At 60.3% G+C, this 17100-nt stretch carries 17 protein-coding genes; 6 read left to right on the forward strand and 11 right to left on the reverse strand.

What is annotated here, in order from left to right:
• Nucleotides 1-4 precede the first annotated feature (4 nt).
• From JMV15_RS14100 to JMV15_RS14110, 3 genes are all read right to left on the reverse strand, one after another.
• Complete coding sequence (locus tag JMV15_RS14100) at nt 5-184, reverse strand: hypothetical protein (RefSeq protein ID WP_014716767.1); 180 nt, start codon at nt 182-184, stop codon at nt 5-7.
• A 146-nt stretch (nt 185-330) separates the two neighbouring features.
• The gene (locus JMV15_RS14105) at nt 331-1344 is read right to left on the reverse strand and encodes a zinc-binding alcohol dehydrogenase family protein (protein WP_201491638.1); all 1014 of its coding nucleotides are present in this window, start codon (nt 1342-1344) and stop codon (nt 331-333) included.
• A 136-nt stretch (nt 1345-1480) separates the two neighbouring features.
• Nucleotides 1481-1774, reverse strand: a complete 294-nt coding sequence (locus JMV15_RS14110; RefSeq protein ID WP_003188253.1) for a putative quinol monooxygenase — start codon at nt 1772-1774, stop codon at nt 1481-1483.
• A gap of 117 nt (nt 1775-1891) precedes the next feature.
• Between JMV15_RS14110 and JMV15_RS14115 the strand changes: the two genes are divergently transcribed.
• The 3 genes from JMV15_RS14115 to JMV15_RS14125 all read left to right on the forward strand — a co-directional run bounded on the left by JMV15_RS14115 (nt 1892) and on the right by JMV15_RS14125 (nt 5215).
• Entirely contained in the window at nt 1892-2821 is a 930-nt protein-coding gene (locus tag JMV15_RS14115) for a LysR family transcriptional regulator (RefSeq protein ID WP_038448742.1), read from the forward strand.
• A 135-nt stretch (nt 2822-2956) separates the two neighbouring features.
• On the forward strand, nt 2957-3643 hold the full coding sequence (locus JMV15_RS14120) for an ArsR/SmtB family transcription factor (RefSeq protein WP_038448745.1): 687 nt from the start codon (nt 2957-2959) through the stop codon (nt 3641-3643).
• Between the two features lie 201 nt (nt 3644-3844).
• Complete coding sequence (locus JMV15_RS14125) at nt 3845-5215, forward strand: MFS transporter (RefSeq protein WP_038448748.1); 1371 nt, start codon at nt 3845-3847, stop codon at nt 5213-5215.
• 126 nt (nt 5216-5341) lie between these two features.
• Here JMV15_RS14125 and JMV15_RS14130 read toward each other — a convergent pair whose 3' ends face one another.
• Nucleotides 5342-6295, reverse strand: coding sequence for an adenosine deaminase (locus tag JMV15_RS14130; protein ID WP_038448751.1), 954 nt, complete (start codon nt 6293-6295; stop codon nt 5342-5344).
• Between the two features lie 193 nt (nt 6296-6488).
• On the opposite strand from JMV15_RS14130, the gene JMV15_RS14135 reads away from it, so the two are divergent.
• Entirely contained in the window at nt 6489-7580 is a 1092-nt protein-coding gene (locus tag JMV15_RS14135) for a calcium:proton antiporter (RefSeq protein WP_003188263.1), read from the forward strand.
• Nucleotides 7581-7715: 135 nt separating this feature from the next.
• Here JMV15_RS14135 and JMV15_RS14140 read toward each other — a convergent pair whose 3' ends face one another.
• The 6 genes from JMV15_RS14140 to JMV15_RS14165 all read right to left on the reverse strand — a co-directional run bounded on the left by JMV15_RS14140 (nt 7716) and on the right by JMV15_RS14165 (nt 13708).
• Complete coding sequence (locus JMV15_RS14140; RefSeq protein WP_020301940.1) at nt 7716-9074, reverse strand: 8-oxoguanine deaminase; 1359 nt, start codon at nt 9072-9074, stop codon at nt 7716-7718.
• Nucleotides 9075-9220: 146 nt separating this feature from the next.
• Complete coding sequence (locus JMV15_RS14145) at nt 9221-9907, reverse strand: SDR family oxidoreductase (protein WP_003188266.1); 687 nt, start codon at nt 9905-9907, stop codon at nt 9221-9223.
• Nucleotides 9908-9963: 56 nt separating this feature from the next.
• Nucleotides 9964-10545 carry an IMPACT family protein gene (locus JMV15_RS14150; protein ID WP_020301939.1) on the reverse strand — a complete coding sequence of 194 codons (582 nt, stop codon included), beginning with the start codon at nt 10543-10545 and terminating at the stop codon, nt 9964-9966.
• 12 nt (nt 10546-10557) lie between these two features.
• Entirely contained in the window at nt 10558-11217 is a 660-nt protein-coding gene (locus JMV15_RS14155) for a TetR/AcrR family transcriptional regulator (protein WP_005784489.1), read from the reverse strand.
• An 87-nt stretch (nt 11218-11304) separates the two neighbouring features.
• On the reverse strand, nt 11305-12699 hold the full coding sequence (locus JMV15_RS14160) for a uracil-xanthine permease family protein (RefSeq protein WP_038448754.1): 1395 nt from the start codon (nt 12697-12699) through the stop codon (nt 11305-11307).
• An 88-nt stretch (nt 12700-12787) separates the two neighbouring features.
• The gene (locus JMV15_RS14165) at nt 12788-13708 is read right to left on the reverse strand and encodes a LysR family transcriptional regulator (RefSeq protein ID WP_003188270.1); all 921 of its coding nucleotides are present in this window, start codon (nt 13706-13708) and stop codon (nt 12788-12790) included.
• A 126-nt stretch (nt 13709-13834) separates the two neighbouring features.
• On the opposite strand from JMV15_RS14165, the gene JMV15_RS14170 reads away from it, so the two are divergent.
• Entirely contained in the window at nt 13835-15184 is a 1350-nt protein-coding gene (locus JMV15_RS14170; protein WP_201491640.1) for an aspartate aminotransferase family protein, read from the forward strand.
• A 39-nt stretch (nt 15185-15223) separates the two neighbouring features.
• Nucleotides 15224-16717 carry a CoA-acylating methylmalonate-semialdehyde dehydrogenase gene (locus tag JMV15_RS14175; RefSeq protein WP_014716778.1) on the forward strand — a complete coding sequence of 498 codons (1494 nt, stop codon included), beginning with the start codon at nt 15224-15226 and terminating at the stop codon, nt 16715-16717.
• Between the two features lie 112 nt (nt 16718-16829).
• On the opposite strand, the gene JMV15_RS28375 is transcribed toward JMV15_RS14175, so the two are convergent.
• Nucleotides 16830-17100: hypothetical protein (locus JMV15_RS28375; protein WP_235991951.1), on the reverse strand; the 271-nt coding region annotated here is incomplete at its 5' end.

Raw genomic sequence — 17100 nt, forward strand, 5'->3', positions numbered from 1 at the left:
CGGTTCAGCCAGCGGAACGTTGCTGGTTGAGGGGGAAGCGGTGGGGAGCCTGGATCCGGGCCTGCAGCGTGTCGGCGAAGGCGCGGGCCTCGGCTTCACTGCGAAAGGTGATGGCCTCGCCGTCGAGACGAACTTGCCATTGGCTGCCGGGGGATTTTGCTAACGCTTTTATCAGGATTTTCATTGCTGACTTCCTCACGTAAAAGAATCGTGGCAAAGGCGGCCAATATAAACCTGAACGGGCTCATGAATATGACAAGGATCAACTCTCGGACTAATGGTGTCGTCCATTACCTACGTGGATAACGGACGACACTGACAGCCGTTTTTTCAGAACCCCTCCAGCACGATCTTGCCCTTGGCCTTGCCGCTTTCCAGCAGGGCGTGGGCGCGGCGCAGGTTCGCCGCATTGATCACGCCGAAGTGCTCGCCCACCGTGGTTTTCAGGGTGCCGGCGTCGATCAGTTCGGCCACGCGGTTGAGCAGGTTGTGCTGCTCGATCATGTCTGGCGTCTCGAACATCGAACGGGTGTACATGAACTCCCAGTGCAGCGACAGGCTCTTGCGCTTGAGCTTGCTCACATCCAGGGCCTTGGGATCGTCGATCAACGCCAGCTTGCCTTGGGGTTGCAGCGCTTCGACCAGTTGGTCCAAGTGATGCTCGGTCTGGGTCAGGCTGGCAACGTGGGTGACTTGCCCGTGCCCGGCCTGTTTCAACACTTCGCTCAGCGGCTGGCTGTGGTCGATCACCATGTGCGCTCCAAGAGCCTTGGCCCATGCCTGGGTTTCGGGGCGAGAGGCAGTGCCGATGACCTTCAGCGCCGTGAGCTGGTTGGCCAGTTGAGTCAGGATCGACCCCACGCCACCGGCAGCGCCGACGATCAGCAGGCTCTGGCCTTGATCGTCTTTGCCTTCAGCGACCTGCAAGCGTTCGAACAACAGCTCCCACGCAGTGATAGCGGTCAGCGGCAATGCGGCCGCTTCGGCAAACCCCAGGCTTAGGGGCATATGGCCGACGATGCGTTCATCCACGGTGTGCAGTTCGCTGTTGCCGCCTGGGCGTACCAGGGAACCGGCGTAGTACACCTTGTCGCCGACTTTGAATAACGTCACGTCACTGCCGACCGCCTTGACCACACCCGCCACGTCCCAACCCAGCACCTTGGCGGCGCCATTTTCCGGGGCGACGTTCTGGCGCACCTTGGTGTCCACCGGGTTGACCGAGATGGCTTTGACTTCCACCAACAGGTCACGGGGGCCGGCAACGGGGGCTGGTAATTCGATGTCTTGCAGGGATTCTGGATCGTTGATCGGCAGCGAGGCGTAGTAGGCAATGGCTTTCATGATGACTCCAAGTGAATACGGTCAAGGTAGGAGCGAGCTTGCTCGCGAAGATCGTTAACGATGACGCGGTGTTTCTGGTTTCGCGCGCCGTCCTTGGGGTTTTCGCGAACAAGCTCGCTCCTAAAAAAAGGCGGGATCAGGCGAGAAATTTCAGGCGCTTGAGTTCGAAGTGTTCGATCACATCGGCGGCCTTGGCGCGAAAGCTCTGGATATGCGCGCTCTGGTCGTGGTCGGCCAGCGCAGCGTCGTCGCTCCAGCGCTCGAGCATGTAGAAGGTCTCGGGGTGTTGCAGGTCCTGGTGCAGGTCGTACTGCTCGCAACCGGCTTCCAGGCGGGTCGGTTCCAGCAGGCCGCGCAGCAGGGTTTCCAGGGTGGCGTGCTGGCCGGGTTTGGCGATCAGCGTGGCGATGACATTAAAAGCGGTGGACATAGTCGACTCCTGGCACGGGCTAACGGGATGGGCAGATGATTGGCTATTTCCCACGCCGATAAAAGCGGCTAAAACAGCAGGCTGTTTCAACCAAATATTGATAATGAGCGGGAATGCATGCTGCGTTTTGATGATTTGCAGTTGTTTGTGCGGGCAGCGGACTTGGGCAGCCTGTCGGCCGCAGCGCGGGTCATGGACCTGTCACCGGCGGTGGCCAGTGCTGCGCTCAAGCGTATCGAACAGCAGCTGGGCACGCGCTTGCTGGCGCGCTCTACCCGCAGCCTTCGGCTGACGGCCGAAGGTGAGGGCTTTCTGGAGTACGCACGGGCGTCACTGAGTGCGCTGGATGAAGGGCGGCGCCTATTGGCCAGTGGCCAGGATCACGTCAGTGGTGTGCTGCAATTGTCGGCACCCTCGGATTTTGGCCGCAACCAACTGTTGCCGTGGCTGGATGCGTTCCAGCAGGAGCATCCGCAACTGAACGTGCGCCTGTTGCTCGGTGATCGCATTGCTGACTTGTTCCGTCAGCCCGTGGACATTGCCCTGCGTTACGGCGAACCCGAAGACTCCAGCCTGATTGCGCTGCCCATTGCTCCGGACAATATTCGCGTACTCTGCGCCGCCCCCAGTTACCTCGCCCGGCATGGCGAGCCGCGGCATCTGGAACAATTGGCCCAGCACAATTGCCTGCTGTACATGCTCGGCAGCCGCGTCCACGACCACTGGGGTTTTTACGATGGCAAGCGCCACGTAAGCCTGACAGTCAGCGGCGATCGCTTCAGCGATGACGCTGATGTGGTGCGCCGCTGGGCGGTGGCGGGCATGGGCATCGCCTACAAGTCTTGGCTGGATGTGAGCACCGATGTGCTGGCAGGGCGCTTGCGTTTGATCCTGCCGGAACTGCAGGGCGAGCGCACCCCGCTCAACCTGCTGTGCGCCCACCGTGCGCAATTGAGTAAACCCATCAATCTGCTGCGGGACATGCTCGTGTCCCGCTGTGCGACATTGACGGCGCAGCGACCGGGACGCATGGTTTCCCGTCAATAGCCTGCGCCACGCTCGGAAGTTTCACTCGTATCCTGTCCTGATCTGCACTGTCAGACGCCGCGGAACCTACTGCCCGCGCACCTATACTTGGGCGTCAACCGCAGCAGAAAAAATGGTTTAACAGGGAGTGAATACATGGGAGCAGCACCTTGCATCAGCCAGATCGCCAGCTTGCTCGCCGAGCCTAAACGCACGGCCATGCTCTGGGCCTTGATGGACGGTTCGGCGAAATCTTCAGACGAGCTGGCAGCGCTGGCCGGTTTGTCGCCGGCGTCAGCCAATGCACACTTGACGCGGCTGACCGGCAGCGGCCTGTTGCGGATCGAGGCACGGCGAGGCCAGCGCCTGTTTAGGCTAGCGGCCGCTGATGTCAGCACCGCCATTGATGCATTGGCCAGCACCACCATGGCCAGCGCGGCCCGCAGCACCCCGGATGTTTTGCCACCGGCGCTGCGAGCGCCGCCGTTGCTGCGCCGCGCCCGCTGGTGCCACGGCCACCTCGGCGGTGAACTGGCGGCGCAGCTGTATCAACGGATGCTTGAGGCCGGATGGATCGAGCGCCATGAGCAGCGTACCGAGGTGACGCCCAAGGGCGTGCAAGCGTTGGCGGAACTGGGCATTTTTACCCAGGCATTGGCATCGCCGCTGGCCTGCGACTGTTTCGACTGGAGCCAGCAACAACCCCATCTGGGCGGTGCGTTGGGGGCGGGCTTGATGCAGCTGTTTTTGCAGGCGAACTGGATCAGCGTGATCAACGAGTCACGGGCCCTGTCGGTCAATGACGGGGGGCTTGAGCACATAGGTCGCGTTGCCAAGCTGTAGGAGCGAGCGTGCTCGTGAAAAACTTGAGGGCGCCGCGTTTTATCCAGATGCCCCGCGTTATCGTTAACGTTCTTCGCGAGCAAGCTCGCTCCTACAGGTGCTGGCGTCGCTCTCAGCTGTCGTCAGGTCGCATTCAGCAATAGCCGGCGTAAACGATGCCGCACACTCGCCAAGGGGATTTTTTCATACGAGGGGTGCGGCATGGGTAGGCAGGGTTATAGCGCGGCGGAACGCCTGGAACGGTTGCCCATCAGCGGTTACCACCGAGTCATTTTCATCATCATCGCCCTGGCGTTTTTCTTCGACTCCATGGACCTGGCGATGATGACCTTCCTGCTGGGCTCGATCAAAGCCGAGTTTGGCCTGAGCACGGCCCAGGCCGGGTTGCTGGCCAGTTCGAGTTTTTTCGGCATGGTGGTGGGCGCTTCGCTGTCCGGGATGCTTGCTGATCGCTTCGGGCGCAAGCCGGTGTTCCAGTGGAGCATCGTACTCTGGGGCCTGGCGAGCTACCTGTGTTCCATGGCGCAGACGGTGGAGACGCTGACGTTGTTCCGGATCCTGCTGGGCATTGGCATGGGCATGGAGTTTCCCATTGCCCAGTCGATGCTGTCGGAGCTGATCCCCGCCAAGCGACGCGGCCGTTACATCGCCTTGATGGATGGCTTCTGGCCGTTGGGTTTTGTGGCCGCGGGCGTGTTGTCTTACTTCTTGTTGCCGGTGATTGGCTGGCGCGACATCTTTCTGGTGTTGGCGATACCGGCGGTGTTTGTGCTGGCCATCCGTTTCTTTATTCCGGAGTCGCCGCGTTGGCTGGAACAGGCTGGGCGCCATGAGGCGGCGGACAAGGTCTTGCTTGGCATCGAGCAGAAGGTGCGCGATTCCCTGGGCCGCGCCGACTTGCCGGAGCCGATTGCCCTGCCACGGATCGAGAGTGCGCCGGGGACGTTTTTCTCCGCGTTCCAGCAGCTGTGGTCGGCGCAGTACCGCCAACGCACGATGATGATCTGGAGTGTGTGGTTCTTCGCCCTGCTTGGGTTCTACGGGCTGACGTCGTGGTTGAGTGCGTTGTTACAGCAATCGGGTTTTGCTGTGACTCAGTCGGTGTATTACACGGTGATCATTTCGCTGGGCGGAATCCCAGGCTTTTTGATGGCCGCGTGGTTGGTCGAGCGCTGGGGGCGCAAGCCCGTGTGCGTGGTGACCTTGCTGGGCGGCGGGGTGATGGCGTTTGTGTATGGGCAGAGCGCAGTGTTTGGCGGCAACGTAAGCCTGCTGATCACCTCGGGGTTGTTGATGCAGTTCTTCCTGTTTGGCATGTGGGCGGTGCTGTACACCTACACGCCGGAGTTGTATCCCACCTCGGCACGTGCGACCGGCTCGGGGTTTGCGTCGGCGGTTGGGCGCGTGGGCTCGTTGCTGGGGCCGTTGGTAACCGGACTGGTATTCCCGATAACCGGGCAGGGCGGGGTATTTGCCTTGGGTGCGCTGTGCTTTGCGGTGGCGGCGCTGGTGGTGTGGTTGTTTGGGATGGAGACCAAGGGCAAGACCCTGGAAGAGCTCACCCAGGCTTAAAGCTGATGGGGCCATGTGGGAGCCGGGCTTGCCCGCGATAGCGTTAGGTCAGGCAATAAGAGGCTGGCTGATACACCGCTATCGCAGGCAAGCCAGCTCCCACAGGTTGAGTCCAGGTCTATTCAGTTATGGCTTCACGAGCCGCGCATCCAGGCTGTTCTGCGCCAGGCGTTTGGCCTGGTCCTGAGTCATGCCCAGGCTGGTGTGCAGCGCATGGAAGTTCTCAGTGACGTAACCGCCGAAGTACGCCGGGTCATCCGAGTTCACGGTGACCTTTACGCCACGTTCGAGCATGTCGAGGATGTTGTGCTGGGCCATGTCGTCGAACACGCAGAGCTTGGTGTTGGACAGCGGGCACACGGTCAACGGGATCTGCTCGTCGATGATGCGCTGCATCAGGCGTTCATCTTCAATGGCTCGCACGCCGTGGTCGATGCGTTGGATTTTCAACAGGTCGAGGGCTTCCCAGATGTACTCGGGCGGGCCTTCTTCACCGGCGTGGGCCACGGTCAGGAAGCCTTCGTGACGGGCACGGTCGAACACGCGCTGGAACTTGCTCGGTGGGTGGCCCATTTCCGAGCTGTCCAGGCCCACGGCCACGAACGCGTCACGGAATGGCAGCGCCTGGTCGAGGGTTTTCTGCGCTTCGTCTTCGCTCAGGTGGCGCAGGAAGCTGAGGATCAAACCGCTGGTGATGCCCAGTTGCTGCTCGCCGTCTTTGAGTGCGGCGGCGATGCCGTTGAGCACCACTTCGAACGGCACGCCACGGTCGGTGTGGGTTTGCGGGTCGAAGAACGGTTCAGTGTGAATCACGTTCTGGGCCTTGCAGCGCAGCAGGTAGGCCCAGGTCAGGTCGTAGAAATCCTGGGACGTGCGCAGCACATCGGCGCCCTTGTAATACAGGTCGAGAAACTCTTGCAGGTTGTTGAAGGCGTAGGCCTTGCGCAGGGTTTCGACGTCGTTCCATGGCAGCGCAATCTTGTTGCGCTCGGCCAGGGCGAACAGCAGCTCAGGCTCCAGCGAGCCTTCCAGGTGCAGGTGCAATTCAGCCTTGGGCAGGGCGTTGAGCCAATCGTACATTTTTAAATTCTCATCAGGTGCAATGGCGGCATTCTACAGGCCATGGCTGAAATAATCGGCAAAACCTGACCAGCAGGAGAGTATTTCTGTCACTCACGCAAGGGCGGCCTGAACTAAGGTGTAACGAAACGTTAGTGGCTCGGCGCAGTCTGTACCCCATCAATGACTGATTCGCTGTATGAAAAGGCCCGGAATGCTCACATCCCTCAAGCAAGAAAAATTCATGCTGCTGGCGCTGATTGCCGCCATCGCCGCCTACCCGCTGGAACACTGGATGCTCCACAGCGGCCAACTGGTCGCGCTGCTGGCCGGCTTCGCGCTGATCGCGTTTATCGTGATGGCATCGATGCGCGTGGCTCATCACGCCGAGCAGTTGGCGGAAAAAGTCGGTGACCCCTACGGCACCATGATCCTGACCCTCGCCGCGGTATTGGTGGAGGTGGTGATCCTGGCGATCATGATGAGCAACGAGCCATCGCCGACGCTGGTGCGCGATACCATTTACTCAGCGGTGATGCTCGATATCAACGGCATCCTCGGCCTGGCCGCGCTGATGGGCGGCATCAAGCATGGCGAACAGTCCTACAACGATGACTCGGCGCGCACCTACAGTGTGATGATTCTTACTGCCATGGGTGTGTCGATGGTGGTGCCGGAATTTATCCCCGAAGCGGACTGGAAAATTTACTCGGCCTTCACCATTGGCGCGATGGTGGTGCTTTACACCTTGTTCCTGCGCATGCAGGTGGGGCCGCACAGTTATTTCTTCAGCTACAGCTATCCGGAAAAACGCCGTAAGAAACAGCCGGAAGACGAGCACGCGCCGTCTGTCAGCCTGACGTTTTCCATTGCGACCCTGGTGTTTGGGGTGATCGTGATTGGCGCGCTGGCCGAGGTGATGTCAAAGACCCTCGACCTGGGCCTGGAAGGGACCGGCGCACCGCCGGTGATTACCGCGATTGTGGTGGCGGCTATCTCGGCCGCGCCGGAGATCCTCACGGCACTGCGCGCCGCGTTGGCCAACCGCATGCAATCGGTGGTCAACATCGCGCTGGGGGCTTCGTTGTCTACGGTGATCCTGACGGTGCCGGTGATGGAAGCCATGGCGCTCTACACCGGGCAGCCGTTCCAGATGGCGATGACGCCGGTGCAAACGGTGATGGTGTTTATCACCCTGATCGTCAGCGCGATCAACCTCAACGACGGGGAAACCAATGCGATAGAAGGGATGACGCATTTTGTGTTGTTTGCGACCTTTATCATGCTGTCGCTGTTGGGGCTATAACCCGATTTGAACGGCGCCGCAGACCCAATGTGGGAGCGGGCTTGCTCGCGAATGCGGTGGTTCAGTCACAGATGTACTGACTGACACAGCGCATTCGCGAGCAAGCCCGCTCCCACATTTTGATTGGTGCCTGGCTTAGGTGCCTGCGATCAACTGGCGCGCTGCCTGGCTGTGATCCGCGATCAAGCCTTTCAGATCCAGCCCTTCGACTTGGCCGTCGATCACCCGCCATTGACCTGCGATCATCACCCGGTCTGCCCGGTCCGCACCGCACAACAGCAGCGCGGAAATGGGGTCATGGCTGCCGGAGAAGCGCAGCTCATCAAGCTTGAACAGTGCCAGGTCCGCCTGTTTGCCTACTGCCAACTCGCCAATATCCGTGCGCCCCAGCAACTGCGCCGAGCCCTTGGTGGCCCAGCCCAATACACCTTCGGGGGTGATCTTTTCCGCGCCGTAGCGCAGGCGCTGGATGTACAGGGCCTGGCGTGCTTCAAGGATCATGTTCGAGGCGTCGTTGGAGGCGGAGCCGTCCACGCCCAGGCCGATGGGGGCGCCGGCGGCGAGCAGGTCCAGGGTCGGGCAAATGCCGGAGGCCAGGCGCATATTCGAGCTTGGGCAATGGCAGATGCCGGTGCCGGCTGCGCCCAGGCGCTCGATTTCGTCCGGGTTGAAGTGAATGCCGTGGGCCAGCCAGGTGCGCGGGCCAAGCCAGCCGACGCTGTCGAGGTAATCCACGGTACGCAGCCCGAAGCGTTGCAGGCAGAAATCTTCCTCATCAAGGGTTTCCGCCAAATGGGTGTGCAGGCGCACGTCCAACTGGTTGGCCAGCTCGGCGCTGGCTTGCATGATTTCGGGGGTGACGGAAAACGGCGAGCACGGCGCCAGGGCGATCTGGATCTGCGCACCGTCACCGCGCTGGTGATATTCGCGGATCAGGCGCTGGCTGTCTTCGAGAATCACTTGGCCTTGCTGCACCGTTTGCTGCGGCGGCAGGCCGCCATCGGCTTCGCCCAGGCTCATGGAACCGCGGGTGAGCATGGCGCGCATCCCCAGTTCACGCACGCTGTCTACCTGCACATCAATGGCGTTTTCCAAACCATCGGGGAACAGGTAGTGGTGGTCGGCCGCCGTGGTGCAGCCCGAGAGCAGCAATTCGGCCAGGGCGACTTTGCTGGCCAGGGCGAGTTTTTCCGGGGTGAGTCGCGCCCATACCGGGTACAGGGTTTTCAGCCAGGGAAACAGCGGCTGGTTGACCACCGGGCCCCAGGCACGGGTCAGGGTTTGATAGAAGTGGTGGTGGGTGTTGATCAGCCCAGGCAGCACCACATGCTCGCGGGCATCGAACACCTGCGCGCAAGGCTGCGCAGGCGCTTGCCCTTGGGCCAGCACTTCGGTGATGACACCGTCTTGCAGCACCAGGCCGCCACGGGCATCGAGGCCATTGGCGGTGAAAATCGCGAGGGGGTTTTTTAACCAGATACGGGTCGCAGGCATTGGCCGGCTCCTCTGAATGATGGGTTCAGGTTTGCCAGCTCAGTGTTGCCCTGTCTGCTGATCCAGGGTCGCCGGGGAGGGCGAGGAGGGCAGTTTACGCGTGGATCGTTATCGACGGCAATTGGTCGATAACGACCCTTTGCCACTTACCAGGCGATGGTGTCGCCTTTGTAGTCGACGAAGTGATGGCCGCCTTTGCCGGTGTAGGCATTTACCTGGTCCACCAGGCCGCGCACGCTGGTCTCGACGTCGATGTGGGCGTTTTCGCCGCCCATGTCGGTCTTCACCCAGCCTGGATGCAGCGACAGCACCGTCGGTTTGGGCTCGCCCAGTTGCGTGATAAAGCTGTTGGTCATCGAATTGAGGGCGGCCTTGCTGGCTTTGTACAGCGCCAGGTCCGAGCCGTCGGGAATGGTCACGCTGCCCAGTACTGAACTCATGAAGGCCAGCACGCCGGTGTCTTTGCGGATCTGCCCGACAAAACGCTGGGCCAGGTTGATCGGCGCCACGGCGTTGGTAAAGAACAACTGGCCGACTTCCGCCAGGGTCGCGTGGCCGGGCTCCTGATTGGCCGGGCCTTTGACGCCGGCGTTGACGAACAGCAGGTCAAAGGTGCGATCTTTCAGGCGTTGGGCCAGGGCGATCACGGCTTGCTGATCGTCCATGTCCAACTTCTCGATCTGCACCGGCCCCACGGCTTTCAACGCATCGGCCTTGTTCGGATCGCGCACGGTGGCGGTCACGTCCCAGCCGTCCTGGAGCAGTTGCTTGACCAGGCCAAGGCCCAGCCCGCGCGAGGCGCCGATGATCAGTGCGGTTTTTGGCGTAGACATGAAAGGCTTCCTTTGAAATCGCGGTTCAGGGAGTTCAGCGCATAACAGTAGCAGTTTCAGCGTTCGAGCAGGATGCGCCCACGGCTCAGGTCGGCGAGCTGGGTTTGCAGGGTGTCGATGTGCGCCTCCCCCAGGGCGAGTTGCAGTTCTACGCCGTTGGCGGTAAAGGTTTCTTCCACCACAAGCCCGCCGAGTTCAGCGACACGCAGCTTCACCAGGTTCAGTTCGGAGAAGCCACAGGCGCAACGCAGGGGGACGCGGCTGATCAGCTCGATGCGCTCGGCATTTTGCAGGCATTTATTGGCCCCGCCGCCATAGGCGCGGGCCAATCCACCCGTGCCCAGTTGAGTGCCGCCGTACCAGCGGATCACCAAGACGGCCACCTGATCAAAGCCCTGGGCCTCGATGGCTGCAAGAATCGGGCGCCCGGCGGTGCCTCCGGGTTCGCCGTCATCGCTGCTGCGGTATTGATCGCCCAGCTTCCATGCCCAGCAGTTGTGCGTGGCGTTGAGGTCGCTGTGTTGCTCGAAAAACGCCTGGGCGTCCTGCGGGCTGGTAATCGGCGCCGCCAAGGTGATAAAGCGACTTTTGCGTATTTCTTCACGAAACTCGCAAAAGCCGGTGAGCGTAAAAGACATAAATCGCTTCGTTTATAGGGCTGGCTTGATGCCGCAGCCTTTGAGAATGATATGGATCAGGTTGGTGCCAGCATCTTCCATGTCCTGCTTGGTCAGCTTGGTGCGACCGGTAACACGGCAGATCTGGGTGGCGAAGTCAGCGTAGTGCTGGGTGCTGCCCCACAGCAGGAAGATCAGGTGCACAGGGTCGACGGGGTCCATTTTGCCGGCGTCGATCCACGCCTGGAACACTGCGGCACGGCCACTGAACCAGGCCCGATAGTCCTGGCCGAAATATTCAGTGAGGCATTCGCCACCGCTGATGATCTCCATGGCGAAGATCCGCGAGGCTTGGGGTTGGCGGCGCGAGAATTCCATCTTGGTGCGGATGTAACGAGCGAGCGCCACGGCAGGGTCATCCTCGGCGGTCAGCGCGTTGAAGGTGCTGTCCCAGAGTTCGAGGATGTTGCTCAGCACTGCGATGTACAGGCCCAGCTTGTTGGTGAAGTAGTAATGCAAGTTGGCCTTGGGCAGCCCGGCGCTGGCAGCGATGGTGTTCATGCTGGTGCCTTTGTAGCCATGACGCGCGAATTCATCTTCAGCAGCCTGGAGAATCGCTTGTTCGTTCTTTTGCCGAATGCGGCTGGCGGGTTTACCGGCGTGGTTGCTGTGGGCAGGAACTTCGAGGCTCATGGAGGTTTCCGTGCTGATCGATAGAGACGACGTGTGCACAGATAACCCACCCTCAAGCCTCAGACAAGTCCTGATGCAATAAAACCGTCAAAGCGGCTCCAGGCTGTCGCGTTCCGGGCTGTGGTTTGCGGCGGTGGTACTTGCCTTGGCCTCCGGCAGTAACAGGCACAGCAGGATGGCGGTGATACCGCCGCTGGTGATGGCGGAGTCGAACAGGTTCTGCACCAGTGTCGGCATCAGGTGCAGCAGGTTAGGTTGCGCGGCGATACCCAGGCCAACGCCGAATGAGGTGGCGATGATCAGCATGCTGCGTCGGTCCAGCGGTGCCTGGGCAAGGATGCGCACGCCGGCCGCCGCCACGCTGCCGAACATCACCAGGGTGGCGCCGCCCAGCACCGGCTTGGGGATTTGCTGCAGCACGGCGCCGATCAATGGAAACAGGCCCAGACAGAACAGCAACACGCCGATGTACAAACCGACGTAACGGCTGGCCACGCCGGTGAGTTGGATCACGCCATTGTTCTGCGCAAACGTGGTGTTGGGGAAGGCGCTGAAGGTGGCGGCGATCATGCAGCTCACCCCATCGCCGAGCACGCCGCCCTTGAGCCGGCTTATATAAGAAGGGCCGCTGATGGGCTGGCGGGCAATCATGCAATTGGCGGTGAGATCGCCGACGGTTTCGATGCTGCTGATCAGATAAATCAGCGCAATCGGCAGGAAGGCGCTCCAGTCGAAGTTGAAACCAAAGCGGAATGGTGTAGGCAGGCTGACCAATGGCAGGTCAGGCAACGCCTGGGGAGTCAGTTTGCCGCTGAACCACGCCGCGAGGCTGCCCAGGGCCAGGCCGATGATGATGGCCGACAAGCGTACCCAGGGCGTGTTCGAGCGGTTGAGCAGGATGATCGTCAATACAACGAACAGGCCCAGCGCCAAGTTGGCGGGAGCGCCGAAGTCCGGTGCATTGAAACCACCGCCGAGGTCGGTGATGCCCACTTTGATCAGGCTGATGCCGATCAGCGTAATTACAATGCCGGTCACCAGCGGTGTGATCACGCGGCGCAACTGGCCGATAAAGCGGCTCAATACAATCTGTACCGCCGCGCCAAAGAAGCACACGCCGAAAATCATCGCCAGAATGTCTTCCGGGCTGCCGCCGCGTTGTTTCACCAGAAAGCCTGCAGACAACACCGCGCCGAGAAACGCAAAGCTGGTGCCTTGCAGGCAGATCATGCCGGCACCGATACCAAACGGCCTGCGTGCCTGGATGAAGGTGCCTACGCCGGAAACCATCAACGCCATGCTGATCAGGTAGGGCAAGTGGGCGGTGAGGCCGAGGGTGGAGCCAATAATCAGAGGCGGCGTGATGATGCCGACGAACGCCGCCAATACATGTTGCAGGGCCGCGAGGAAAGCGGGCAGTGGTTTCGGCCGGTCGTTGAGGCCGTAGATCAGGTCGCTGGGGCTGGAGGATTCTGGGGGCATGGCGGGTCAACTCAAGGCGGACGGTTCAAGGTCCTTGAGCTCTTGCAAAAAGCTGTCCATGTGCTCAGCTTTTTGTGCAAGGCCCGAGTTAGCGGGTGGCGGCCAAGCTTTCGAGGAAGCTTTCCAGCACCAAATGAGGGCGACGGCCCTTGCGCGTGACCGATGCCAGGCTCAAATCGTAAAAACGTGTCGCCGGTTTCAGCGCACGCAGTCGGCCTTGTTGCACCCATAGGCTGGCGTAGTGATCGGGCAAATAGCCGATATAACGCCCGGTGAGAATCAGGAACGCCATGCCTTCACGGTCTGACGCACTGGCGGTGCAGTTGAGCGCCTGGTAATGGGCCTGGATTTCCGCGGGTAAGCGGAAGGTGGGGGCGATGGCATCCTGGCTGTCGATGCGTTCGTCGTCGAGTTGCTTGTTGTCGGCGTAAAACAGCGGGTGGCCGACCGCGCAATAGAGCAAGGAGCGTTCGCTGTACAGCGGCTGGTATTCCAGGCCCGACAGTGCGCTGGCCTGGGGCACCACACCGACGTGCAGGCGACCGTCGAGTACGCCTTGCTCCACTTCATTGGGGGCGATCATGCGAATCTGGATCTGCACGTCCGGGCCGCGTTCCTTCAACTGCGCCAATGCGTGGGTGATGCGCATATGGGGCAGGGTCACCAGATTGTCGGTGAGGCCAATGATCAACTCTCCGCGCAAATGTTGGTGCAGGCCGTTGACCTCGGTGCGAAAACTTTCCAGGGCACTCAGCAGTTGCAGGGCAGACTGATAGACCTCGCGGCCTTCTTCTGTCAGAGAGAACCCGGCGCGGCCGCGTTGGCAGAGCCTCAGCCCGAGCCGTTGTTCAAGGTCGCTCATCTGCTGGCTGATGGCCGAGCGCCCGATGCCAAGGACGGTTTCCGCTGCCGAGAAGCCGCCGCACTCCACCACGCTGCGAAAGATGCGCAGCAAGCGAATATCGAAGTCACTGACTTGGGCCAAAGGGTCGGGACGACGGCTGCTCATAGTTTAGTGAAGGCCTGACTGAAGGTTAGAAGAGTTGGATTTCACCGACTTTATCCCCGTGGCAATTTAGCTGCAACAACGCTTTTTCAATCCCGACGCTGCCTTTTGCCCTGCGAGGTTTTGCTGATGAACATGCCCGAAAACGCCCCATCGTCACTGGCCAGCCAATTGAAGCTGGATGCGCACTGGATGCCTTACACCGCCAACCGCAACTTCCAGCGCGATCCACGCCTGATCGTGGCCGCCGAGGGTAGCTGGTTGACCGATGACAAGGGGCGCAAGGTCTATGATTCGTTGTCGGGCCTGTGGACCTGTGGCGCCGGGCATACGCGCAAGGAAATCCAGGAAGCGGTCGCCAAGCAATTGGGCACCTTGGACTACTCCCCAGGCTTCCAATACGGTCATCCGTTGTCCTTCCAGTTGGCGGAAAAGATCACCGACCTGACCCCAGGCAACCTGAATCATGTGTTCTTCACCGATTCGGGCTCTGAATGTGCCGATACGGCAGTGAAGATGGTGCGGGCCTACTGGCGCCTCAAAGGTCAGGCCACCAAGACCAAGATGATTGGTCGAGCCCGTGGTTACCACGGTGTGAACATTGCTGGTACCAGCCTGGGCGGTGTGAACGGTAACCGTAAGCTGTTTGGCCAGGCGATGATGGACGTCGACCATCTGCCTCACACCTTGCTGGCCAGCAACGCCTTCTCCCGGGGCATGCCGGAGCAGGGTGGTATTGCCTTGGCCGATGAGTTGCTCAAGCTGATCGAGCTGCATGATGCGTCGAACATCGCAGCCGTGTTTGTCGAGCCGATGGCCGGTTCCGCTGGCGTATTGGTGCCACCGCAGGGTTATCTCAAGCGCCTGCGCGAAATTTGCGACCAGCACAATATCCTGTTGGTGTTCGACGAAGTGATCACAGGCTTTGGCCGCACCGGCTCGATGTTCGGTGCCGACAGCTTTGGCGTGACACCGGACCTGATGTGCATCGCCAAGCAAGTCACCAACGGCGCGATCCCGATGGGCGCGGTGATTGCCAGTAGCGAGATCTACCAGACCTTCATGAATCAGGCGACGCCGGAATACGCCGTGGAATTCCCCCACGGCTACACCTACTCGGCGCACCCGGTGGCCTGCGCGGCGGGCTTGGCGGCATTGGACCTGTTGCAGAAAGAAAACCTGGTGCAGAGCGTAGCCGAAGTCGCACCGCACTTTGAGAATGCGCTGCACGGTTTGAAGGGCAGCAAGAACGTGATCGACATTCGCAACTACGGCCTGGCCGGTGCGATTCAGATTGCCCCGCGTGATGGAGATTCCATCGTGCGTCCATTCGAGGCCGGCATGGCATTGTGGAAGGCCGGTTTCTATGTGCGTTTTGGCGGCGACACCCTGCAGTTCGGGCCAACCTTCAACAGCAAGCCGCAGGACCTGGACCGTCTGTTTGACGCGGTCGGCGAAGTGCTGAACAAGATCGACTGATTTCTCCTTCTATATAGAACAATTTTTCAGGAGCCCTGCATGAGCCTTATCCAGCATTTGATCAACGGTGAGCTGGTCAACGACAGCGGTCGTAGTGCCGACGTCTATAACCCGTCTACCGGCCAGGTGATTCACCAGGTGCCGTTGGCCAGCCGTGAAACCATTCAACAGGCGATTGACTCAGCCAAGGCGGCGTTTCCGGCCTGGCGCAATACGCCGCCGGCCAAGCGTGCCCAGGTGATGTTCCGTTTCAAGCAACTGCTGGAGCAGAACGAAGCACGGATTTCGCAGTTGATCAGCGAAGAACATGGCAAAACCCTGGAAGACGCCGCGGGTGAACTCAAGCGTGGGATCGAGAACGTGGAGTACGCGTGCTCGGCGCCGGAGATTCTCAAGGGTGAATACAGCCGCAACGTAGGGCCGAACATTGATGCGTGGTCGGACTTCCAGCCATTGGGCGTGGTAGCGGGTATTACCCCGTTCAACTTCCCGGCGATGGTGCCGTTGTGGATGTACCCGCTGGCGATTGTCTGCGGTAACTGTTTCATCCTTAAACCTTCAGAGCGCGACCCGAGTTCGACGCTGTTGATCGCGCAGCTGTTGCAGGAAGCCGGGCTGCCCAAAGGCGTGCTCAGCGTGGTGCATGGCGACAAGGGCGCGGTGGACGCATTGATCGAAGCGCCTGAAGTCAAAGCCTTGAGCTTTGTAGGCTCGACGCCGATTGCCGAGTACATCTATTCCGAAGCGACCAAACGTGGCAAGCGTGTGCAGGCGCTGGGCGGGGCGAAAAACCACGCGGTGCTGATGCCGGATGCAGACCTGGATAACGCTGTGAGTGCCCTGATGGGCGCGGCGTATGGTTCCTGCGGTGAGCGTTGCATGGCGATCTCGGTGGCTGTGTGCGTGGGCGATCAGGTGGCGGATGCATTGATTGCCAAGCTGGTGCCACAGGTCAAGGCGTTGAAGATTGGTGCGGGCACTTCTTGCGGGCTGGATATGGGCCCGTTGGTGACGGGGCAGGCGCGAGATAAAGTCAGTGGCTATATAGAAGACGGTGTGTCGGCGGGGGCTGAGCTGGTCGTTGATGGCCGTGGCTTGAGTGTTGCCGGGCATGAGCAAGGTTTTTTCCTCGGTGGCAGCTTGTTTGACCGCGTCACCCCTGAGATGCGTATCTATAAAGAAGAGATCTTTGGCCCGGTGTTGTGCGTAGTGCGGGTGGATAGCCTGGAAGCGGCGATGCAACTCATCAACGATCATGAATACGGCAACGGTACTTGTATCTTCACCCGTGATGGTGAAGCGGCGCGTCTGTTCTGTGATGAGATTGAAGTCGGCATGGTGGGTGTTAACGTGCCGCTGCCGGTGCCGGTTGCGTATCACAGCTTTGGTGGCTGGAAGCGTTCGCTGTTTGGCGACTTGCATGCCTATGGGCCGGACGGGGTGCGTTTCTATACTCGTCGCAAGGCGATCACCCAGCGTTGGCCGCAACGGGCCAGCCATGAAGCGTCGCAATTCGCCTTTCCCAGCCTGTAAGGCTCGGTAGGTAAAAGGCCGGCCCCTTGGGGCCGGCCTTTGCGTTGTTGGAGCTTTTTTGACTTATATGACAGAAATGTGAAAAAGAAGGTTGACGGCAGATTCTGGAAGCCTATAATTCGCCCCACTTCCGGCGCAGTCGAAACGGAAAACTCCTTGGTAAACAATGAGTTGCGCAGTTCTCGACAGCAAGTTGCTTCAGTTCATCGAAGCCAAAAGGAAGTTGAAAAAGAGGTGTTGACAGCAGCGTGTAACGCTGTAGAATTCGCCTCCCGCTTACGAGAGATCGCAAGCGCAAGTGGTTGAAGTTGTTGAAGAAATCTTCGAAAACTTCTGAAAATAACCACTTGACAGCAAATGAGGCTGCTGTAGAATGCGCGCCT

It is taken from the genome of Pseudomonas paracarnis (assembly GCF_904063055.1).
Lineage (GTDB): Bacteria > Pseudomonadota > Gammaproteobacteria > Pseudomonadales > Pseudomonadaceae > Aquipseudomonas > Aquipseudomonas paracarnis.